This is a genomic window from Methylorubrum sp. Q1, assembly GCF_004683995.1.
Lineage (GTDB): Bacteria > Pseudomonadota > Alphaproteobacteria > Rhizobiales > Beijerinckiaceae > Methylobacterium.
Genome location: NZ_SRHQ01000019.1, coordinates 1 through 21,848, shown reverse-complemented (window position 1 = coordinate 21,848; position 21,848 = coordinate 1). Strand labels below are relative to the sequence as shown.

The 21,848-nt window shown below is 67.9% G+C and carries 18 protein-coding genes and 1 pseudogene; 5 read left to right on the top strand and 14 right to left on the bottom strand.

Going from position 1 to position 21,848, the window contains the following annotated elements; translation table 11 throughout:
* Window positions 1–12 precede the first annotated feature (12 nt).
* From urtA to E4V01_RS17685, 9 genes and pseudogenes are all read right to left on the bottom strand, one after another.
* Window positions 13–1,254: an urea ABC transporter substrate-binding protein gene (gene urtA / locus E4V01_RS17725; RefSeq protein WP_135299249.1), complete on the bottom strand. Its 1,242-nt coding sequence runs from the start codon at window positions 1,252–1,254 to the stop codon at window positions 13–15.
* 189 nt (window positions 1,255–1,443) lie between these two features.
* Window positions 1,444–2,328 (bottom strand): urease accessory protein UreD, encoded by an 885-nt coding sequence (locus E4V01_RS17720; protein ID WP_135299248.1) that lies wholly within the window; start codon window positions 2,326–2,328, stop codon window positions 1,444–1,446.
* Entirely contained in the window at window positions 2,328–2,978 is a 651-nt protein-coding gene (gene ureG / locus E4V01_RS17715; protein WP_135299247.1) for an urease accessory protein UreG, read from the bottom strand. Before ureG ends, E4V01_RS17720 begins: the two co-directional genes overlap by 1 nt.
* Window positions 2,975–4,687, bottom strand: coding sequence for an urease subunit alpha (ureC, locus tag E4V01_RS17710; RefSeq protein WP_135299246.1), 1,713 nt, complete (start codon window positions 4,685–4,687; stop codon window positions 2,975–2,977). Before ureC ends, ureG begins: the two co-directional genes overlap by 4 nt.
* Window positions 4,688–4,702: 15 nt before the next feature.
* Window positions 4,703–5,398, bottom strand: coding sequence for an urease subunit beta (locus E4V01_RS17705; RefSeq protein WP_135299245.1), 696 nt, complete (start codon window positions 5,396–5,398; stop codon window positions 4,703–4,705).
* A 13-nt stretch (window positions 5,399–5,411) separates the two neighbouring features.
* A complete protein-coding gene (locus tag E4V01_RS17700; RefSeq protein ID WP_135299244.1) occupies window positions 5,412–6,092 on the bottom strand; it encodes an urease accessory protein UreF in 681 nt (226 codons plus the stop codon).
* A 4-nt stretch (window positions 6,093–6,096) separates the two neighbouring features.
* A complete protein-coding gene (gene ureE, locus E4V01_RS17695; protein WP_060768860.1) occupies window positions 6,097–6,561 on the bottom strand; it encodes an urease accessory protein UreE in 465 nt (154 codons plus the stop codon).
* Between the two features lie 183 nt (window positions 6,562–6,744).
* A complete protein-coding gene (locus E4V01_RS17690; protein WP_135299243.1) occupies window positions 6,745–7,776 on the bottom strand; it encodes a DUF2778 domain-containing protein in 1,032 nt (343 codons plus the stop codon).
* A 294-nt stretch (window positions 7,777–8,070) separates the two neighbouring features.
* A pseudogene (locus tag E4V01_RS17685) lies at window positions 8,071–10,038 on the bottom strand (oleate hydratase).
* 503 nt (window positions 10,039–10,541) lie between these two features.
* Between E4V01_RS17685 and E4V01_RS17680 the strand changes: the two are divergent.
* From E4V01_RS17680 to E4V01_RS17670, 3 genes are all read left to right on the top strand, one after another.
* On the top strand, window positions 10,542–11,171 hold the full coding sequence (locus tag E4V01_RS17680) for a DUF1269 domain-containing protein (protein ID WP_135299242.1): 630 nt from the start codon (window positions 10,542–10,544) through the stop codon (window positions 11,169–11,171).
* 310 nt (window positions 11,172–11,481) lie between these two features.
* Window positions 11,482–14,478 carry a PAS domain S-box protein gene (locus E4V01_RS17675; RefSeq protein WP_193763222.1) on the top strand — a complete coding sequence of 999 codons (2,997 nt, stop codon included), beginning with the start codon at window positions 11,482–11,484 and terminating at the stop codon, window positions 14,476–14,478.
* Window positions 14,479–14,969: 491 nt separating this feature from the next.
* Entirely contained in the window at window positions 14,970–15,701 is a 732-nt protein-coding gene (locus E4V01_RS17670; RefSeq protein WP_135299240.1) for a DUF4198 domain-containing protein, read from the top strand.
* A 176-nt stretch (window positions 15,702–15,877) separates the two neighbouring features.
* Here E4V01_RS17670 and E4V01_RS17665 read toward each other — a convergent pair whose 3' ends face one another.
* Entirely contained in the window at window positions 15,878–17,836 is a 1,959-nt protein-coding gene (locus E4V01_RS17665) for an alpha/beta hydrolase domain-containing protein (protein ID WP_135299239.1), read from the bottom strand.
* Between the two features lie 454 nt (window positions 17,837–18,290).
* Between E4V01_RS17665 and E4V01_RS17660 the strand changes: the two genes are divergently transcribed.
* Window positions 18,291–18,623 (top strand): hypothetical protein, encoded by a 333-nt coding sequence (locus E4V01_RS17660; RefSeq protein WP_060768854.1) that lies wholly within the window; start codon window positions 18,291–18,293, stop codon window positions 18,621–18,623.
* 60 nt (window positions 18,624–18,683) lie between these two features.
* Here E4V01_RS17660 and E4V01_RS17655 read toward each other — a convergent pair whose 3' ends face one another.
* Window positions 18,684–18,929, bottom strand: a complete 246-nt coding sequence (locus E4V01_RS17655) for a hypothetical protein (RefSeq protein ID WP_135299238.1) — start codon at window positions 18,927–18,929, stop codon at window positions 18,684–18,686.
* Between the two features lie 206 nt (window positions 18,930–19,135).
* The gene (locus E4V01_RS17650) at window positions 19,136–19,345 is read right to left on the bottom strand and encodes a cold-shock protein (protein ID WP_012252841.1); all 210 of its coding nucleotides are present in this window, start codon (window positions 19,343–19,345) and stop codon (window positions 19,136–19,138) included.
* Window positions 19,346–20,195: 850 nt separating this feature from the next.
* Here E4V01_RS17650 and E4V01_RS17640 point away from each other — a divergent pair.
* Window positions 20,196–20,417 carry a hypothetical protein gene (locus E4V01_RS17640; protein ID WP_083530754.1) on the top strand — a complete coding sequence of 74 codons (222 nt, stop codon included), beginning with the start codon at window positions 20,196–20,198 and terminating at the stop codon, window positions 20,415–20,417.
* A gap of 207 nt (window positions 20,418–20,624) precedes the next feature.
* On the opposite strand, the gene E4V01_RS17635 is transcribed toward E4V01_RS17640, so the two are convergent.
* Both E4V01_RS17635 and E4V01_RS17630 read right to left on the bottom strand, forming a co-directional pair.
* Window positions 20,625–21,038, bottom strand: coding sequence for a DUF1236 domain-containing protein (locus E4V01_RS17635; protein WP_060768852.1), 414 nt, complete (start codon window positions 21,036–21,038; stop codon window positions 20,625–20,627).
* Window positions 21,039–21,245: 207 nt separating this feature from the next.
* Entirely contained in the window at window positions 21,246–21,497 is a 252-nt protein-coding gene (locus E4V01_RS17630; protein ID WP_060768851.1) for a cysteine rich repeat-containing protein, read from the bottom strand.
* Window positions 21,498–21,848 lie beyond the last annotated feature (351 nt).

Below are 21,848 nucleotides of genomic sequence, written 5' to 3'. Positions count from 1 at the left end.
CGCCCGAGCCGCCTACTGATATCCTTTCGGGAACGGGTTCGGCTCGATCAACTCCGGGCTCTCGTAGACCACGTCGAACTGCCCGTCTGGCCGGGCGCGGGCGACGCGGGTCTTGGCCCAGAGGTGATGGTTCTCGTGGATCTTCACGACGCCTTCCGGTGCGTCCTTCAGCTCGAGGCCCGGTGAAGCGGCGATCACCTTGTCGACCTCGAAGGAACCGGCCTTCTCCACCGCCGCCTTCCACAGGAACGGGCTGAGATAGGCCGCCTGGGTCACGTCGCCGATGACGGTCTTGTCGCCCCAGCGCTTCTTGAAGGCGGCGACGAAAGCCTCGTTGGCCGGGTTCTTCAGCGACTGGAAGTACTTCATGCAGGAATAGGCGTCGGCGATGTTCTCGCCGCCGATGCCATCGACGTCGTCCTCGGTGACGGAGACCGTGACCAGCGTCTGCTTCTTGAGGTCGATGCCGGCCGCCTTGATCTGCTTGTAGAACGCCACGTTCGAGCCGCCGACGACGGTGGCGAAGATGACGTCCGGCTTCTTGAGCTTGATCTTGTTGATGACCGAGTTGAACTGCGTGTGCCCGAGCGGGAAGTATTCCTCGCCGACGATCGTGCCCTTGGTCACGTTGGTGATGTGCTTGGTGGCGATCTTGTTGGTGGTGCGCGGCCAGATATAGTCCGAGCCGACCATGAAGAAGGATTTGGCGCCCTTCTCCTTCGTCACCCAATCGAGGGCGGCGAGCGTCTGCTGGGTCGCCTCCTGGCCGGTGTAGATCACGTTCTTGGATTGCTCCAGGCCCTCGTAATAGGTCGGGTAGTACAGGAGGCCGTTATATTGCTCGAAGACCGGCAGCACCGCCTTGCGCGAGGCCGAGGTCACGCAGCCGAACACCGCCGCGCAATGGTCGTTGACGACGAGCTTGCGCGCCTTCTCGGCAAAGGTCGGCCAGTCGGAGGCGCCGTCCTCTTGGATCACCTTCACCGTGCGGCCGAGGATGCCGCCGCCCGCATTGATCTGTTCGATGGCGAGCCTCTCCCCTTGCGTCGCCCCGGTCTCGGACATCGCCATGGTGCCGCTGATCGAGTGCAGGATGCCGATGGTCACCTCCGTGTCGGTGACGGCGAGCGCGCCCGCGCCGGTCTGCGCAAGGGCACGTCCGAGCAGGGCACCCAGCAGCGGAGAGGCGGCAAGGCCGAGGAGAAGCCGGCGGCGGAGATGGAAGTGGGCGTCGTTTCGGTCACGCGAGCGCATGTCTCTTCGAAATCCTTCGAACGTCATCCGGCCGATCGGTCCGAATGACGGCTGTGTGGCCGTCAAACGAGGCCGATGCCCCCGTGCGTATTTCGTCTCAGGAAAACGATACGTATCAAGGGGAATTGCTGGGCGGCCTGCTCATATTTCTCGCGATCTGCCGCCCGACTGGTCGTTTCGGGGCAATCTCTACTTCCGGCGACGGCCGGGTGCGCACCCGCTCAAGGCCTCGAACACGATCCGGAACACCGCATCCATGCCGGCGGACAGCGCACCGCCGTCCGGGGCGAGCAGGCGCAGGCCGAGCCCCGCGCCGCTGGGCAGCGGACTCACGCCGGTCAGGCAGCCGACTGCATCGGCCGCCTGCCTCAGGCGGAGGCCGGCCAGTCGCGCGTCGTCGGGCGCGCCGAGCACGACCATCGTGCCAAAGGCGCGGTGAGGCCCCATCGGTGAATCCGGCGCCGCGAACGCCGTCCCGTCGATGCGGCTGCGCTCCTGCACCAGGGGGCGTCCGTCCGGGGTGCGGATCGTCAGGCCGAGGTCGAGCCGGTCGAACGGACGGCTTTCACCCGCGGGGTCGTGACAGGCGACGCTCTCCGTGACGATGGCGCGGGCACCGGGCTCGGCGGTGATCTCGGTGCAGACGGCGAGATGCGCGCCCGGAAACAGGATGAGCGGATCGGGATTGAGCGCGAGGAAGGCATCCGCGGCGATGGTGAGCCGCGTCTCCTGGCGCGAGGGTTCGGGGCCGCCGCGATGCACGACCGTGCCGGCCTGGGTCGTGACATGCGCCCGTGCGCCGGCCCGCGCCGTGATCGCGAGGGTGAGGTGGTCGGCGGCGTAGAGGCCGCCCGAGGCCGATTGCAGGTAGAGCGTGGCGAGGTCGGGGCTCTCCGGATGCATCCGGAAGGCGCGGGTGATGTGGAACGGGTACGGCACGACCTGCCGCGACAGCACGGTGCTGCCCCCGCCGCGGGCGAAGACGAGGGACGCCTGCACCCGGCGCCCGACCGGAGCGGAGGGCGCCTGGGCCGGGGTGGGCGTCTCCGGACGGCCGTCCAGCGACAGGGCCATCAGGGCGCGAACAGCACGGCGCGGCAGATCGCGTCGGCGACCACCTCGACGCCTTCGCCGGAGCGGGCATTGGTGGCGGCGACCGGCTTTTCGCCCCGGACGCGTGCGGCCTCGGCCAGCATGCCGGGCAGATCGACGCCGACATGAGGCGCGAGATCGGTCTTGTTGATGACGAGGAGGTCGCAGCGCAGCACGCCGGGGCCGCGCTTTCGCGGGATGTCGTCGCCGCCCGCCACGTCGATCACGAAGATCCACCAATCGACCAGATCGAGGGAGAAGGTTGAGGCGAGGTTGTCGCCCCCCGATTCGAAAATCAGGAGCTGGAGCCCCGGAAACTTCGCCTCCAGATCGTCGCCGGCCGCGATGTTGAGGGTCGGGTCCTCGCGGATGACGGTGTGCGGGCAGGCTCCGGCTTCCACCGCCTCGACCCGGGCCGGGTCGATCAGCCCGGAGCGGCGCAGGCGCTCGGCATCCTCCTTGGTGACGAGGTCGTTGGTGACGACCGCGAGATCGACCCCGCGGGCCTGGAGCGCCGGGATCAGCCGTTCGATCAGCGCGGTCTTGCCGGAGCCCACCGGGCCGCCGATGCCGATGCGGGCGGCCGCGACGGTCTCAGGGAGGGCGGGGGAGGGGAGAGCGGACGCGCTCATCGCAGCATGTACCGTTGAGCGAGCGGCAGGACGGTCGCGGGCTCGCAGGTGGCGAGCTGCCCGTCCACGAAGACCTTGAAGGTCTGCGGATCGACCCGGATGTCCGGGCAGGCGTCGTTCCAGAGCATGTCGGCTTTGGTGAGCCGGCGGGTGCCGCGGGCCGGCAGCAGGTTCTTTCGCAGACCCAGATTCTCGCGAAGCCCGCCCTCAATCGCCAGCGGATGGACGAAGCAGGCCGACAGCCCCTGCTTGGCGAGCCCGAAGGCCCCCCATTGCGGGCGCATCAGCATCGGCTCGCAGGTCATCAGCGAGGCCGCGGAATCGCCCATGGCGCCCCAGGCGATGAAGCCGCCCTTGATCACGAGTTCGGGCTTGATGCCGAAGAAGGCCGGGCGCCAGATCACGATGTCGGCCATCTTGCCGGGCTCCAGCGAGCCGATGTGCTCTTGGATGCCGAAGGTGCGCGCGGCGTTGATGGTGTATTTGGCGATGTAGCGCTTGATCCGGGCGTTGTCGCCCAAGCCCGGCCGCTCCTCGGGCAGCGCGCCGCGCTGGTCCTTCATCTTGGAGGCGAGCTGCCATGTCCGGCAGATCACCTCGTGGATGCGGCCCATGCCCTGGCTGTCGGAGCCGAGCATCGAGATCGCGCCGATATCGTGCAGCACGTCCTCGGCCGCGATGGTCTGCGCGCGGATGCGGCTCTCGGCGAAGGCCACGTCCTCGGGCAAAGCCGGGTTGAGGTGGTGGCACACCATCGTCATGTCGAGGTGCTCGTCGAACGTGTTGACCGTGTAGGGGTTGGTCGGGTTCGTCGAGGAAGGCAGGCAGTGGGGCAAACCCGCCACGCGGATGATGTCCGGCGCGTGCCCGCCGCCGGCGCCTTCCGTGTGGTACATGTGGATCGTGCGCCCGCCGATCGCCGCCAGCGTGTCCTCCACGAAGCCGGATTCGTTCAGCGTGTCGGTGTGGAGCTGGACCTGGAAGTCGTATTCGTCGGCAAAGCCGATGCAGGCATCGATCGCCGCCGGCATCGCCCCCCAATCCTCGTGGATCTTGAGGCCAAGGACGCCGGTCTCAAGCTGTTCCTTCAAGGCCGCCGGCTTGTGGGTGTTGCCCCTTCCCAAAAAGCCGAAATTGACGGGCCAGGCTTCGGCCGCCTGGAGCATTTTTCCCGTGTTGAACGGCCCGCCGGAATCGATGCCCACCGTGATCGGCCCGAGCGAGCCGCCGAGCAGGGTGGTGATGCCCGAGGCGATGGCGTGGTCGGGCAGGCCGGCGGAATCGAAGTGCACGTGCACGTCGATGGCGCCCGGTGTCGCGATCAGCCCCTCGCAGTCGCGCACGGTGGTGCCGGCCGAGACGATCAGGCGTGGATCGACGCCGTCCATGATCGCCGGGTTGCCGGCCTTGCCGAGGCCGACGATGCGCCCGTCCTTGATGCCGAGATCGCCCTTCACGATGCCGAGCACGGGATCGATCACGAGCACGTTGCAGAGCAGGAAGTCGAGCGCTCCTTCAGCCGCCGTGACACCCGGCGCCATGCCGATGCCGTCGCGCAGCGTCTTGCCGCCGCCGTGCAGGCACTCGTCGCCGTAGACCGCGTGATCGTGCTCGACCACCGCGATGAGCGAGGTGTCGGCGAGCCGCACGCCGTCGCCGGTGGTGGGGCCGTAGAGGGCGGCGTAGTCGCGCCGGGGGATCGTGACCATTTTTCCGCGTCTCCCTCAGGCGCCCTTGAAGCCGCGGGCCTTGGCGCGCGCCAGCGCGTCGGCGCGGGCCGCGTCGGTGTCGAGCTTGCCTTGCGTCAGGTTGTTGAGGCCGGTGAGTTCGCGCTCGCCGCCGAACCCCACCAGCGTCACGCTCTTGCGCTGGCCCGGCTCGAACCGGACCGCCGTGCCCGCCGGGATGTCGAGGCGAAAGCCCAGCGCCTTGGCCCGGTCGAAGTCGAGCGCCCGGTTGACCTCGAAGAAGTGGTAGTGCGAGCCGATCTGCACCGGCCGGTCGCCGGTGTTGACGACCTCGATCGTGACCCGCGGGCGCCCGGCGGCAAGCTCGATCTCGCCCTCTGCCGGCAGGATCGCGCCGGGTTCCAGCGTGTCGGCTTCCGCCCCTTCCGCGGGTCGGATCGGCTCGTGCACGGTGACGAGCTTGGTGCCGTCGGGGAAGACGCATTCGACCTGCAGGATCGGCATCATCGAGGCCACGCCCGGCATCACGTCGCCGGTGGTCAGGATGGTCGAGCCCCAGCCGATCAGGTCGGCGACGGTGCGCCCGTCGCGGGCGCCCTCTAGGATCTCGTCGGTGATGATCGCCACCGCTTCCGGGTAGTTCAACTTGAGCCCCCGCGTCCGCCGCTTGCGGGCGAGTTCGGCGGCGGTGAAGATCGTGAGCCGTTCCATCTCGGTCGGCGTCAGCAGCATCGGCGCGGCTCCTTCAATTCGCGAACAGGCGCAGCTCGGCCTGGGCCTGGCGCATGGCGGCGATCTCGATCAGCGGGGTGAAGCCGGTGAGTTCGATGGCGCCCGCCGGCTCGGGCACGGGCGGCTCCAGCAGTTCGGCGATCAGCGGCAGCGCGCCCCCCAACACCCGCTGCGCCTCGATCGCCCCAATGGCGCCGAGCCGCACTGCGGCCGAGGTCAGGCCGCTGGCGAAGAGGTATCCGGAAACGGACGCGGCATTGCGCTCGTCGAGGCCGAGCGCGGGCCACAATGCACCCTGCACGGTGGGAAGGTGTCCGAGCAGCCGGCCCGCGCGCACGGCCGCGCGCAGTTCGGTGGCGCCCGGCGTGCCAAGGCGGGCGTGCGAGGCCAGCAGCGAGGCGCCGTTGCGGCGGCTGCCGACCCGCATCGGCTCGGCAAGTGAGGCCGCCTCGACCGCCGCGTCGATGGCAGCGAGGCGTTCGATCGCCCCGCCGGCGCGGTGGGCCAGGATCAGGGCGACCCGGTCCGTCGCGGCCCAGCGGAATCGCAGGGCCGCCGTGACGGTGCGGGCGAGCGCCGCCTCGTCGAAGGCCGGGTTCTCGGCCACCAAGCCTTCGAGGCCGTTCGAGAAGGCGAAGCTGCCGCTCGGGAAGGCCGTGTCGGCCTGCTGGAGCGCGGTGAGGGCGGCAAGCAACGCCTCAGGCCTCCTCAACCGCCGCGTCGATGGAATGGGCGACGCGCCCCTCCTCGACCAGGGCGCCGAGACGGACGAGGTAATCCTCGGCCGGCCCTTCCAGCGCGACGAGGAGCGTCGCGCCATCGAAGCGGACCCTCCAGTGAAGGTTGCCGGCATGGTAGCCGAGTTCGAGCGCATCGGCGGTGGAACGCGGCACGAGCCGCAGCCAGCTCTCGGCGCCGACGCGGGCGACGAGAGCATGACCATCTTCGAGGACGAGCACGGCGCCGTCGAACAGGGCCTGATCCCGCGGCAGGGCGAGCGCGATCTCCTCGCCGGCCACCGTCGTCGCCCGCAGGCGGCGCCGGGCCACGTCGGCGCTCGGCACCCGCAGGATGTCCACCGCGCCGTGATGTTCGAGGTGATGCAGGCGCTCCGCGAGACCAGCCTCCGACCGGCTGCCCAGAACGCGTTGGATCACACGCATACGCCACGACTCCGATACACACGCCGCCCCGCCCGGTGCGGGGGCGGAGCTGTCCCCGGGGTGCCGAAACCACGGGGCAGGTCCCGGCAACGCCCGAGATCCTAAGCGAAGATCGAGTCAGAATCGAGCGTATTGAGAATTAAATTTTCTCAGAAAGAAAACGGCGAGCGGTGTGGCGCGTGCTCAGCGCGATGCAACCAAAGGGTTCGCGTCACGGCCGCGACCCGGAACGACCACCACGCGGCGGATCTCGCCGCGCAGATAGGCCTGCAGGAACCGGTCGTAATCCTTGAACGAGATGCAGCCGTTCGAGGCGCCGTTGGGCCCGAGCAGGTAGGTGTGGGTGAGCAGGCCGACGCGGCCGTGGATCGCCTCGCTGCCGCCGATGGGCGTGAGGCGCAGGGCTCGTACGCCGTGGAACGGGGCCTCACGCTCGGTCAGATCGTAGGTGCCCGGCGGGGTGGCGCCGCGCATCTTGAGATGGACGTAGCGCGGATCGTCCATGCTCTCGCCGAGGCCGGAATGTGCTTCCAGCCGTTCGCCGCTCGGCAGAACCACGCTCTGGGCGCTGATGTCGTAGACCGCGATACCACCTTCGCCGACGGGCGGCGCGGCGGGCAGGGGTGTGGTCAGGACCCGGCGGGCGGCCGACTCGGCAGCGCCGTTTTCCAGGGCCGCATAGGCGAGGGCGGGGGCCGGCGTGGCAGGCTTTTCGACGCCGAGCAACTTCTCGAAGAAAGTGCGGGTGTCCTCTGCCTGGGCCGGCGCCACCGCAGCCGTGGACCGGCGCGCGACCATCCGCTCGGCCCGGCGCAGGGCGTCCGCCGCCCCGAGGCGCGTCAGCTCGGCCGGGCGGCGCACCGGCAACGGCACGACCTGCGCGAGGGCCGTCGCCGGCGCCGCATCCGGAAGCCAGAACAGGGAAGCCGTCCCGAAGCGCGCCTCGGCGGGGGCGGGCAACGCCCGGGGCATCCACTCGGTCAAGGATTCGGCCAAAGCTTCGGCCGGCGGCTCCGCGGCGTCCGGCGCCTTCTCCGCGATTTCGGCCACCGTCTCTTCGGGGGCATCCGGCACCGGGTCGGCCGCAACGGGAACCGCCACCGTTTGAAGCGGTGGCAGATCGAGCCGTCCAAACGGCGCGGAGGAGGCCAGGATCAGTGCCGCGCTCAGATAGGCGGTCGAGGGGAGAGCCCACGAGAGGAGAGGATGTGCCATGCGCCGCCCGAATTCCCGTCCGGGGGCGGCCTCCGCCCCGGTCCTGTACCGTCCCGCCGACGCACGCGACCTGCGACGCGCAATCCCCGGCCGGTCAATGTCTCGTTAACCAAGTGCGTCGTCGCACTCGGCGATTCTGGGGCGAGATCATGGTCGGGCGGGGGTAAAACCGGAGCGGACTTTGGGCCGGATGATTGCGGGACAGGCGAAGGGATGATGTCGAGGGACGGTCCGGCAGCGCGGGACCGCTCCCGAGGTTGATGCGGCGCCGAACTGCGAACCCCGGCGCGGCCATCATTTCTGCGATTTGAGATAGCCTCGAATGTGTTCCAGAGACTCGCCGATCGCGCTCAAGGCGTGGCGACGCCGCCCCAGCAGATGTCGCAGTTCCAACTGGGCCGCTTCGCGGCTCGGGCCTTCCAAGGCCGGCAGGGGCGGAAGAATATGGGCGTAATAGGTCTTGCCCAGCAATCGATGCAGCAGACGTTCGCCGGGGAAGGGTAGATTGTTGTTCAGGGCGCGCGCCGCTTTGAGAAGGTTTCGGATATCGTACTGTACAGGGCTGATGTCGGGCACCTGCTTGTGCAGGCCGAGCAGCGTATAGACGGCTACGCGTGCGGTGCGGATCGAGCTGTCCATCGTGAAGATGATGTCGTTCGAGGTTTCGACGAACTGGCCCATCAGGCCCAGATTCGTGCAGCCCTTCGGCACGACATGCGGCCGGTCGCCCGCCGCACGGGGCATGAACATCGCCGTGATGTAGGGCATCAGCGCCAACCGCACCTTGGTGTTGGCCGCGACGGCTTCGCATTGGTCGGCAATGCCGAGATGATAGCAAAGTTCGCTCAAGATCTCCCGGCCGGTACAGGCGGGCATCGGCTTCCTGACGTGGTTCCCGTCCTTATCCATCAGGAGCGCATAGGCCCAGAGCACCAACACGTCCTTGGGCTGTTCCGGGAAGTGCGGCTGACGGTTGCAGGTCACGCTCAGCACCCAGTTCGAATCCGTGAAGGTGATGATGCCACCCGTCACCGTCTTGCCCGAATACGGATCGTTGACCGCCAGCTCCTTCAGGCGCTCGACGAGGGGCGAGGGTTTGCAGGTCAGCGTCACCGATTCCCACATCGACTTGTCGATGTCGCCGTAGAACTTCACGGGATTGCCGAAGACCGGTGATTTCTCAGCCAGATTCTTCCACAGCGCCCAGTCGCTCTCCTGGCCCGGATCGTGTCGGCCGCGTTCGAGGATCGGCGCCTGGTCCATGTCGCCATAGGCCGTGCCCTCGGTCATCGAGCCCGTCAGAGCAAAGACCACGTCCCGGTTCTAGACGGGAATGACCTCTTCCTTGCCCTTCGTTTTGACGTGGATACCCATGACGGTGCGGGCATCGCCATCGACGCTCATGGCCAGATCATACGCCCGCACGCCGAACCGCACGGTCACGCCGCGCGCCATGAGGTGGTTGACCAGCGGCCGGACGAAGCTGTCGTATTGGTTGTACTTCGGAAAGACGAGCGCCGACATATCCGCCAGCCCGTCGATCGCATCGAGGAAGCGGTGCATGTAGAGCTTCATCTCGAGCAGGCTCTGCCAGTTCTCGAAGGCGAACATCGATCGCCAGAAGAACCAGAAGTTGGTCTCCAGGAATTCCGGGCTGAAATATTGCTCGATCGTGATGTCGTCGAGATCCTCCTTGCGCTTGAGCAGCAGGCGGATCAATTCCCATTGCTGGGATTTCGTGAGGCCGAAATTCGAGAAATCCCGGATCTGCCCCTGCTCATGCATGAGGCGGGCTTTGGAGTAATTGGGGTCTTGATCATTGACGAGCCGGTACTCGTCGAGGACGCTGTAGCCTTCCGGGAGTTCGAGCGCCTGAACATCCTGGAACATGTCCCAGAGGTTGTCGTAGTTCCAGTTCATCTCGCGACCGCCGCGGATGATGTACCCGTCCTCCGGGTTGCCGGCGCCGTCGAGCGAGCCGCCTTCGACGTCCAACGCGTCGAGGATCGTGATGTCCTGGCCGTTCATGCCGCCATCGCGGATCATGTAGAATGCGGCGGCCAGCCCGGCGATGCCGCCGCCGATGATCCAGGCCTTGCGCCCCTCCACCCGCGGCCCCGGCACCGGGCGGTTGCGCATGTAGGCGCCCATCATGTCGGGGGGCGGGAGCGTATTGGCAGGGCGATTGTGCCAATAGGCGGCCGATGCATCGGGTTCGACGACGAAATCGTGACCTTCCTTGCCTGGAATGGCTTCGGCCATTGCGCGTCTCCCGAGAGGACGGCCGGCGTCAGAGGGCCGGCGTGACGGATAAGAGGGCCTCACGAAACGCGCGATCACCGATCGTCCCGCCTTCCGGGCACGGCGGCGCAGCGGGCGTTTCGTGAGAGACAGTCAGGCGGGTGATCGGCTCGTAATCGCTAGCGTAGGGCCTGCTGCAAAAGCAGTTTTGAGCCTCGAAAGTCGGCCTGTTTGGCCATGAGTCCGGTGCGTTGGCATTGATGTGTCGCAATCGGGCCGGCCATCCCCTGTGTTAGCGCTGAATTGGCCCTGAGCGATGGTTTCCTGAGGGGATTGCGCAGCAAGGATCCCGGCGAAGGCTGTGCCGAGAGAGGAGCTGCAAAGCTTTCTCTCATTCGACAAGTCTGGATCTCGTCCTTCGCTGCCGCGGCGTCGATGCGCTGCAGGATTGTTCAGGCGACGGGACGGTCCGGGTCGGCTGCCCTCGGGAATCCCCGCCGGACGTATTCATTGAGGAGGATTGGATGGCAGAACTCGTGGTGATCGGCTTCGAGGATCCGCAGGAGGCGGACCGCGCCCTGAACGAATTGGCCCGCTTGCAGACGGAGTATCTGATCGATCTCGAAGATGCGGTCGTCGCCGTGCGGAGCTCCGACGGCAAGCTGCGGCTCAAGCAGAGCGTCGATCTGGTCGGCGCCGGAGCAGCCTCCGGCGGTATCTGGGGCGCGATGTGGGGCTCGCTGGTCGGCCTCCTCTTCCTCAACCCGCTGCTCGGCCTCGCGACGGGGGCTGCTCTCGGATTGGGCGCGGGCGCCCTCTCGGGCAAGCTTGCGGATTACGGCATCAACGATGACTTCATCCGCTCCGTCGCCGAGGCGGTGCAGCCGAACACCTCGGCGCTGTTCATCCTCGTGCGCAAGGCACAGCCGGAAAAGGTGCTCGCGGAGATGTCACGGTTCCGAGGGCGCGTCATCCGCTCCTCGCTCTCGCCGGAGCAGGAGAGCCGCCTGCAGGCCGCCCTGTCGGAGCCTGACGTGTCGATGCCCGGAAGCGGCGCGTCGGCAGAATCGTCCGCGGGCAGCACGGGCGCCCCGGCCCCGGGTGGCGGCGCGCCACCTCCCGGAGGCTCCGGCACCGCCGACCGCTCCTCTTGAGCGCGGCGCTCGCGCAACCGGCCGTGGCCGCCGGCAACCGCGCCGCTGATCCTGCGGGCCGATGGCGGCTGCCGGCCCTTCGCGGGCGGGCATTCGGCGGGCCCTGTCTCGAAGGCGCGTAGGCCGTCGCATCCGGCCGTCGGCAGCGGCCCGGCCGGGATGGGCGTGAAGGCGGTGTCTCATGCGGCCGCCAGGTGAGGCGCCGCCTTCCGGTGGAAACGGGGCCCGGCCTCACTTTCGCCTCCGCCGGACCTCCATGGTGGAACACTGTGTCGAGCCCCAGCCTGTCCGAACGATGAACCCCGCCCCGATGAGCGAGCAAGAGGCTGCGCGCCTTCGCGCCTTGGACCGCTATCGGTTGCTCGACACCCCGCGCGAGCAGGATTTCGACGAGATCGCGGAGGCCGCCGCCGAGCTTTGCGAGGCGCCGATCGCAGTGGTCAACCTCGTGGGCGACGGGCGGCAGTTCTTCAAGGCGGAGGTCGGCCTCGGTGTGCGCGAGACGCCGCTCGAAACCTCCTTCTGCCGGCAGGCCATCCTGCACGACGACTTCCTCTACGTGCCCGACACCGCGCGCGACCCGCGCTTCGAAGGCAACCCGCTCGTTGGCGGCGATCCCGGCCTGCGCTTCTACGCCGGTGCCCTGCTGAGGACCGGCGAGGGGCAGCCGATCGGGACCGTCTGCGTCCTCGATACCCGCCCGCGCGAACTCACGGAGCGGCAGCGCCGCGGCCTGATGCGGCTCGCCCGCCAAGCGATGGCGCAGATGGAACTGCGCCGCTCGCTGCGTGAGCAGGCCGAGCAGCGCCTGCTGCACGAGCGCATCCTCGACAGTGCCACCGACTACGCGATCGTGGCCATGGACCCCCAGGGCCGCGTCACGCGCTGGAACACCGGCGCCGAGCGCATCCTCGGCTGGACCGAGGCCGAGATGCTGGGCCGGACGGTCGAGGCCTTCTTCACGCCGGAGGATCGGGCGGACGGCCGGCCCGAGGTCGAGAAGCGCCTGGCCGCGCAGGCCGGCAGCGCTCCGGACGAGCGCTGGCACATGCGCAAGGACGGGACCCGCTTCTGGGCCTCGGGCGAGATGATGCCGCTGACGGCCGAAGACGGCGGGGTCATCGGCTTCCTCAAGATCCTACGCGACCGCAGCGGGCACCGCGCTTCGGAGGCCGCGCTACGGGCGAGCGAGCTGCGCTACCGTTCCCTCGTCGAAGTCAGTCCGCAAGTGGTGTGGTTCGGCGACGAGGCCGGCAACATCACCTACTGCAATGCCTATTGGTACGACTACACGGGCCTGCCCGCCGGGGAGACCGGCGAGGCGAGCTGGATGGGCGTGATCCACCCCGATCACCGCGAGCGCGTCCGCGACGCGTGGCTCGCGGCGGCGCGAAGCCAGGGAGCCTACGAGGTCGAGTTCCCCCTTCGTCGCGCGGACGGTCAGTTCCGCTGGTTCCTGTCGCGGGCCCAGCCCGTCCGCGACGAGGCGGGCGATCTCCGGAGCTGGATCGGCACCACCCTCGACATCCACGAGCGCAAGGTGGCCGAGGAACGCTTCTCGGCGCTCACCGAACTGGCGCCGGCCATCATCTGGTTCGGCAATCCGGACGGCAGCCTCAGCTACCTCAACGACCGCTGGTACGCCTATACCGGCCAGACCCCGGAACAGGCGCTGCCGTTCGGCTGGGGCGAGGCGATCCACCCGGACGACCTGGGCGGCCTGCTCGAAGCCTGGGAGACGGCCCGCACCCGCGAGACCGTCTACGACACCGAGGCGCGGCTGCGCCGCGGCGACGGAGCCTACCGCTGGTTCCTGATCCGTGCCGAGCCGCGCCGGGACGCGAGCGGCGCGGTGGTCGGCTGGCTCGGCAGCAACAGCGACATCCACGACCGTCGGCAGGCGGACGAGGATCTACACCGGGCGCGCGAGCAGTTGCATCTCGCCGTCGAGGCGACCGGAACCGGCATCTTCGACTACGACCTCGTCACGGGCACGCTGGAATGGGATTCACGCACCCGCACGCTGTTCGGCCTGGGACCTGAGGCGCCGGTCGGCTACGACGTGTTCCTGGCCGGCCTGCATCCGGATGACCGAGCCTGGGTCGATCGGGCGGTCGAGGCCGCGCTCAATCCGGCCGGCAGCGGCAGCTACGACATCGCCTACCGGACCATCGGGCTGGAGGACGGCGTCGAGCGCTGGGTCGCCGCCAAGGGACAGGCCTTCGTCGCCGGCGGCCGCACCGTGCGCTTCATCGGCACTGCGCGCGACGTCACGCAGAGCCGACGGGCCGAGCAGGCCCTGCGTGAGACCGAGGAGCGTTACCGCCTCGCGGCGCGCGCCACCAACGACGCGATCTGGGACTGGAACCTCGCGACCAACCAAGTCCTCTGGAACGAGGCCCTCACGGCCGCTCACGGCTATCCGCCGGAGGCGGTCGATCCGACCGGCGATTGGTGGATCGCCCATATCCATCCCGATGACCGGGCGCGGATCGACGCCTCCATCCACGCGATCATCGACGGGACCGGCACTGCCTGGAGCGACGAGTACCGTTTCCTGCGCGCGAACGGCACCTATGCCGACATCCTCGACCGGGGCTACGTCATCCGTGACGGGCACGGGACGGCGGTGCGGATGATCGGGGCGATGTTCGACATCAGCGAGCGCAAGCGGGCCGAGGAGCACCAGCGCCTGCTCACGGGCGAGTTGCAGCACCGGGTCAAGAACACGCTCACCCTTGTCCAGGCCATCGCCAGCCAGACCCTCCGCAACGCCCCGGATCTCGATGCAGCCCGCGAGGCCTTCGCCGCGCGCCTGATCTCGCTCGGCCGCGCCCACGACATCCTGACCCGGTCGAGCTGGACCGAGGCGCCCATCGCCGAGATCGTGGAGGGCGCTCTGGCGGTCCATCGCGGCGCCGCCACGGCGCGCATCCGCGCGAGCGGGCCGGGCGTGCTTCTCGGGGCCAGGGCGGCGCTCTCGCTTGCCCTGGCCCTGCACGAGCTGGCTACCAACGCGACCAAGTACGGCGCCCTCTCCAACGAGGCGGGATGCGTCGACCTGCGCTGGCACGTGGTGCACGAGGGCGAGGCGCCCCGCTTCTGCCTGACATGGTCCGAGCAGGGCGGGCCGCCCATCCTGAGCCAGCCCTCGCGCCGCGGCTTCGGTTCGCGCCTGATCGAGCGCAGCTTCGCCGCCGAGGTCGGCGGAGAGGTCAAGCTCAGCTACGCGCCGACCGGTCTCGTTTGCCGCTTGGAAGCCCCCCTCGCATCGATGCAGGAGCCGCGCGACGAGGTCGCTGCCTGAGGGGCCATGCGGCGCGAGGTCCGGTCCCGGGAATCAAGTGAGCCGACCCGAGGAGCCGCCGGGCCGCACGGTCGAGGGCGGTGCATCCGCATGTGCCCGCTCCACGGCAAGATGCCCGAAATCTGCGTGGGGCGTGCATGGGTGTAAAATGGCGTAGCTTGTGCATACTCGGGCGCTGCGATCCCGTATCGATCCGAGGCTTTGAGCCCCGGCTCGAACGACGTCGCCGCTCCTGACGCACCGGCGCGCATCGGCCGGTGCCGTTCGGGGTGAACACCTCTTGCGACGCCATCCATCCGGCCGCAGTGGAATCGTTGGAGATCCGGATCATCGCGCTGTGCGGTGCCATGACGTCGGCGACGACCGTCCCGGGGCCGACGCCGAATCCGCAGGCCACGGTCTCGCCACCGGCTGCGGCTGCCGCGATCTTCACCAGTCCGCCGCGGCCGGCCGGCATCGCCCGAAATTCCGTAACGGGAAGCATCTCCACGATGAGACACACCGCCCTCCTCGCCGCGTTCCTCGCCCTCACCGCACCGGCTTGCGCCCACGACCTCTGGCTCAATCCGGTCGGCGGCGGCGTGCAGGTCCTCTACGGCCATCCCCACGAGCCGGAACTGCCGAGTGCTGGCAAGCTGATGAGCCTGACCGCCTACGAGCCTTCGAGCGCGGTGGCCCTGAACGCCAAGGTGGAGTCCGGCGCGGCACCTGTGCTCAAGGCCGCCCACGACGGCGATGCGCTGGTCGCGGCGTCCTACGACAACGGCTACTGGGTGCGCCTGCCCGACGGCAGCTACCGCAACGCCAGCAAACGGATGCTGCCGCAGGCCGATAAGAGCCTCTGGTCGGTGAAGTTCGCCAAGGCCGTATCGGGCCCGACGGCTCCGTGGGACAGGATCGTCGGCCAACCGCTGGAGATCGTCCCGCTGGAGGAGCCGGCTGCGGCCTCGGGCCAGATCCGGGTGCGCGTGCTGTTCGAGGGCCGCCCGCTCGGAGGCGCCAGCGTGGTCGCCACCGACGGCGTGAACTTCAAGAGCGAGGCGGATCAGGCCCGCGCCACGACGGATGCGCAGGGCGTCGCCGTCGTTTCGCTGCGCAGTGCCGGCCCGCAGGTGCTCGGTGTCGCGCACCGCGTGACCCCTTCGCAGACGCCGACGCTGGCCGATGCGGACAGCTACGGCGCGACGCTCGCTTTCACGGTCACCGACCCGAAGACCAACTGAGCGCAGGGACGGCATCCGGTGGCGCCGACCACGATGGCCGGCGCCACCGGTGTGTCGTCTGCTCCGGTGCTCTCTGGCGCAGCAGTGCCTTGAAGCTCGGCGAAGGCCCGTTCGATCCGGGTGAGGTCGGGTGCGGAGGCCGGCGAATGGCGCCGTCCTCCGCGAAAGGCCGTCCGCTACGGCGTTTCCTGTCGCGCCGCCGCGATCATGCGATCCCCGTCCTCCTGCAGCAGCAGGCGATCCGACACGAGTGCATCGACGGATTTCGTCACGGCCGCGACGTAGGCATCCGCGTCCTGATAGCGCTCCTCAAGGGACAAGCGGGGGTCGCCGGCCGTGTCCCGTTCGGCACGGGTGCGCGCGAACGGGATCTGGCTGCCCTCGCGATCGCACAGCGCACCGGCGGGGAACGGATCGGCATACAGGTTCCAACCAGTGAAGGTTGCACGCGGGGCCGCAACGGCCGGCAGGCGAATGCCGGCCACCTCGTTGCCGTCGGCATCGACGCGCGGGACCAGCGGGCGATATTGCGGCCCGCTTTCCGGGCGTGGATCCACATAGGTGCTGAAGCGCGCGATCGCATTCGGCGCTGTCGGAACGGGAACGCCGATCATGAACGGGAAGCCGATATCGGCCGCCTCGACCAGGGTTTGATCGGATAGGCGCGGCACACGGCTCTCGGGCGGTGCCTTACCATCCGTCACCCACTCCTCGAGCGCGACCAGCAGCGCCCGGACTGCCGGGGCCGGGTTCAGGCTGCTGCGCGGGTTCGTGCAGGGGCCCTTGGTCGAGCCCAGTCCGGCACGCCGATAGTGGAAGCCGCTCGAAACCAAGTAGGCGCGCGCGGTGTCCGGCAGCGGCACATCGGTGCGGCCAGCCGGATCGGTCGTGAGGAGGGAGGCACCCTTCTGCCAATACTCGGTGCCGGTATTAGCCTCGATCAACAGAGGGTCGAATCCATCATCCCGCAGCAGCTTGCCCGTCCGACCGGTGACGGGATCGTGCTGGGCGGCGGCCGAGAACGGGAAGGTGTTCTCCGGGTAGAGATGGTCTTCGTGCTGCGTGTTGGTTCGCGAGGGCTGACCGAAGCGGGCGTTGAGGAACACCCCGCCCACGCCCGCGATGTGAGACAGGACGCCGTCGAACACCCGCTTGCCGGTTTCGTCCCGGTTGAAGCCCTGTTGGATGAAGTCGCGCAGATAGCGCCCGCTCTGCGAGATGCCGAGCGCGAGGGTGTGCCGGATCGCGCCACCCGCCGGATTGGCCGCGCCGCCCGCGCCGCGGAGATAGGCCACCACGTCCCGCGTGGCGGCGAAGCCGATCCCGAGAACCTTCGGCTCGGTGGCTTGGTATGTGAATTCGTAGAGCGAGCCGGGCAGCGGCTTGATGCCCTTCGGCAGAAGCTCGATCTGACGTGGCGTCGCGTAGTGCCAAGCGTCGGGCGGTACCGGTCGCGGCGGGTCGGCCTCTCGGCGCCGAACGGTGAGCCGCACGTCGGCCTTGTCCTGGCTGGCTGTCTTGAAGGAAAGGTAGAACGGAGCCTCGGGCGGGCCTCGGGTCGCGCTGACGAGTTCATCGCGCACGACCTCGACGATCGGCTTGCCGCTGCGCGTGGCCACCGGGACGTCGATCGCCATACCGCCCTGCTGGCGCAGTGCGTCCGCCTCCCAGCCCGACCAGACGATGGTGTAGCCCCGGCGCAGGACGAGCCCGGTCCCGGCATCGGTGGCGGTCTTGGGATCGTTGACCGCCTGCGCGGCCTGAGCCGGTGCATCGAGGACCCAGTTGAAGAGGAACTTGCGGCCCCGGTTCAGCACCTCGAACAAGAGCGTTCCGCTGCCCCGGGCCGGATCCTTGGGCCGCAGGATGAACAGGTCGGTCTTGTACTCGACCATGCCGCGGGCGTTGCGGGGCGCCAGGGCGATGTCGACGATGCCGGCATTCGCGGGATCGGCGGGGTCCAGCTCACCGCGGGCCGTGCCGACGACACGCTCGTAGCTGCCGGCTGATCCGAACGCCGCGCCATCCGCAAAAGGCTCGACGCTGGCGATCTCGATGCCGGTGATGCCCGCCTGAGCCGGCTCAGCGCCGAGGGCGCAGCCAAGTGCGCCGACCACAACCCAACCGTTGCGCATGTTTGCTCCCTGTCCGGCTCGTGCTGGCCGGTGTTCTCAGCAAGCATGTCAGGGGAAAGACGTCGAGAAGAATGCTGGGCTGCGCCCCGTTTTCTGTTTGAATTGGCTCGGCGCGGCGCTTTGTACGCTCATCAGTTCGAACCGCGCGTTCGATGGCGGGGTGAGGGCTCGAGCGCACCGAGGCATTCCACCGGTGGCCGGTGCAGCAACCATGCCCCATGCTCGACCATGAGAGCCGTACCCGCCCACGTTGGGTCGGATCACGCCTCTAACCTTTTGTTGTGCCGCGCATTCTTTCGACGAACCGGAAGCCACTTCGTCTGAAAGCGCTCCGGGCAGCGCATTGGCGCCGATGCTGACTGCCGTTATTTTGCAGAGATACGCTCCGCGGCCTGTTCCACACATCCGAAGGATCGGTATGATCGTGCCGAGACGCGACGCACAGGAACCAACAATGACATCGACAATGCCGGATGGTGCGAAGCCGGGCGATATCGTGACGGCTGACGGTCAGATCCTCTGCCGTGATCGAGAGCTTCACGAGTACGGCTATTTCACCGTCACCTACGAGCAGGCCCAGGTCGCACGCAAGCATGGCTGGGGCTGCCGGGCCGGCGTCGTCCTTGATGGGGAGCACTCCGACGAATGGAGTTGGGACTACGCCGAGGAAGAGCGTCGCAATGCGCTGGAAAACGGCGATGAGCCGCCCCGAGTGCGGATTTATCGAGAGCCACCCGCCTCCTGCCCCGTCGAAACAGCCCCCTCTTGCCGCCTCGAAGGCCGGTAGGCGAGCAAGGGGGATGCGCTGGCCACACCGAACGGGCGAGCGCGGCATCCGGGGCGGACGCTACGCCCTCAGCCGCTCCGTGTTCGCTGCCACGTGTTCAAGGTAGCGGGCAACCACGTCCTGATGTGAACCGCCGGTCAGCAACGTCGTCGTCGTCTCGGTGGCCGCCGCGATCTTCTCGAACACCATCGAGTTCATCTCGGCCCACCCTTCCTGACCGCCCCAGGCAAGCCGTACCAGACGGAGTTCGATAACCCGCTGCGCCTCGAACGCGAGCAGAAGGGAAGCGATGAAGGGATTGGACAAGCAGAACTCCGGTCCGCATAAAAGCGAGGTGGCAACCGCGCTTCATCGGCGGATGATCCCAAGCTGCGCAGTTGGTCGCAGGGACGGGCATTTCACGAGCGCATTGGCTCGGGCAAACCGAACAGGGCAAGCGACCGCAAAGCGGGTAGGCTGACGCTAAGCCAGCCCACCACTTTCCCTACTGGCGACTCTGGGGCGCCCGACGATCAGGCAACCTGAAGCTGTCCGGCCGACTCTTTGCCGCTCTTCCGGTCGATCTCAACCTCGTAGGTCACCTTCTGCCCTTCAGCGAGATCGCGCAGGCCGGCGCGCTCGACCGCCGAGATGTGCACGAACACGTCCTTGCCGCCGTTGTCGGGCTGGATGAAGCCATAGCCCTTCGTCTCGTTGAACCACTTTACCGTACCGGTTGCCATGTGTGCTTCTCCTGTGGCGAACAGAGGCTTTAACGCGCCGAGCGGCTTTTGTTCCAAACCGTTGGCTTCTTGAGGCGCATCGCCGTAGCCGAGCCTCAGCCTCCAGATTGCGGCCTCTTGCCCGCAGACTTGGCTTATCGCCGCGTGCGGATGCCTGATGGCGTCCCGCAGCCGATCCGCATGGGCAGGCTCTGGGTACACCAGAGACGTCACGGAGTCGAAGGCTGTCCATACCGGCAGCGAGCCCTCTCGAACGAACATGTCGATCGCCTCGACCGCCTCCCACCGCTCGAAGGCGTCAGACCCGTGCACGGCCCGGCAGACAATGCGGGCGCGCAGGAAAGGGTCTTCAGCCGCGGGAGCCGTTTCCAGCGAGAACATCACCCCTGAACGGTCGGGCTGCAACTCATCTGGGAGCGCCCCGACTTTGCGCCAGAGGCAGTGCCACGTGGCGCAGGCGGCTGGACGATCCTGGTAGATGCCGCAGGCCACACCTGTCTGATGCGCGCATAAGGTTCCGGCAGGCTTGGCAAGCGCCTTCACTTCAAGAAAGCGGCAGCACTCCGCACAGGTGCCACAGGTTCGGCCGGGAACGAGAACGTGCAAGACTTCCGGCTTTCCAATCTGATGCTGTGCTGCGGGTTGCCCGCCTCTCCTCACGAGAGGCGTTCTCCTCGGCCTGCCGGGGCTGATCGATAGGCAGACTGAGCCGGGCAGTCCTCAGTCCCTGCGCTCGTGGCTGCCTTGTCGGATGTCCCTTTCCCGAAAGGGGCGGTTAACCCTCTCGGTATGGGGGGCGAAACGGGTTCCCGCGCAACTCCGTATAAGTGCACCAGACAGGAGTGCCGGCATGTCCGATGATAAATGGCCGCCAGACTTGGACGTTCTCGTCGATCTGCCTCAGGCGGATTTCGTGGCCCGCTGGCGGTCTCTCGTCGGCGAACCTCCCGCCATCATGCTGGAGAGCCGATCAGAGATGATCCGTCTGCTGGTGGAGAGTACGAAAGCGGCTCCGTCACGCTTCGATGAGCACGCTCCGAACGCGCCTCAAAGTCATTCGGACCGGCGCTGAAAACGAACGGCCACGGGAGCCGGAACGAAGGTGCGCGTACATCCGGCGTCACCCCAATCCCGGCATCGTGGCCGCGACCGATCGAGCGACAGGATCGCGATCGGCATGTCCGTCAGATGGGGGTATCTTGGTTAACAATCAATGAGCGGTCCGACGGCCCGGTCACTTTCGAGCCGGCACGGCATGCCGTTCCAGGCTGCGGCCTCCTCAGTCGATCACTTCGACGATGCGGCGCGTGCCCGGTTCGACGAGCACGGGGTGATCGTTCACGATGGTGTAGTTGTAGCCCTTGAGCTCGAACTCGCGCGGAACGTCGTAATAGACCGGACCTTCGTCCGGCAGGATGGTGCCGACGCGAACCGGCAGACGAGAGACGAAGGAAGGACGACGTTCAGCCCGAGCGTAGATGCGAAAACGCTCACGGCGGTCGATGCCAAGAATTCCATTGGCAGTCCCGACGGCCGCACCGATCGCTCCGCCAACCACGGCTCCCAGGGGGCCGGCCATCTCCTCCCCGCGCGCGGCCCCCTCCTGCGCCCCGCGCTGAAGTCCCTGCGCGTGAGCGGGGGCGGCCATCGCGATCCCAACCGTGATGAGGATCGTAGCGAGTTTGGCGTGCATCGACGGATACCTCACAAGCGCCCAACGAATTTCGTCAGATCGTTCCCGGCAGCCTCGCGAATGCGGCTGCCCATCAGTGCTTCGGCCTTGCATCGGCGCCTTACCGCGCGGAGCCGCTTCATGCACTCGTGATAGAGTTGGGCACCCCTCCTGTCATGGTGACAGCGACGACGATGGCGAGAGAGGTCCGACGCACGGGTCTGCCCCTCACTTCCCGCCCGACGCTTCGTAGGCGGTGATCGCGCGGCGGCAGTTCTCGGACAGCTCGGCGCGGTGCTTCTTGAAGCAGGCATCCATCTCGGGGCTATCGGAGTCGATGCCTCCGCAAAACTGCAAGGCATCGCCCGTGCAGTATTTCTTGAGATCCGGGTTGCCGCGCTTGCTCTCCGGTGCGGCAGAGGCCGCGGCGACGACGAACGGTGCGGCAAGCAGAAGGCCGAGGGTGGCGAGGCGAGGCATCGAATGCTTCCTGAGCCCGATATAGGCAGGCAGGAATGAGCGAGAGGATGGGATCGTTCCTCAAAACGAGAGACCCCGCCGCCTGACCTGCTCGAGGGTTGGCGGGCCTGTCAGGTCCACCCGACGAAGAGCCCGTACGCAACGGGGCTCCCTCTCAGAATGACCGAGGGCCGTGAGCCCGGCGCCAACCGCGTCATCGGCAGCCTGTCCCAGTCCTGCAGGACACGGCGCCTTCCGCCCCAGATCCCGCGCGTGCGTCGCTGCCGCCAGTTTAGGGGCCGAGCGCTCAAACGAAAACAGGCGCTCCCAAGGAGCGCCTGTATCTCTGTTCACGAGGAGGCGTCGAACCAC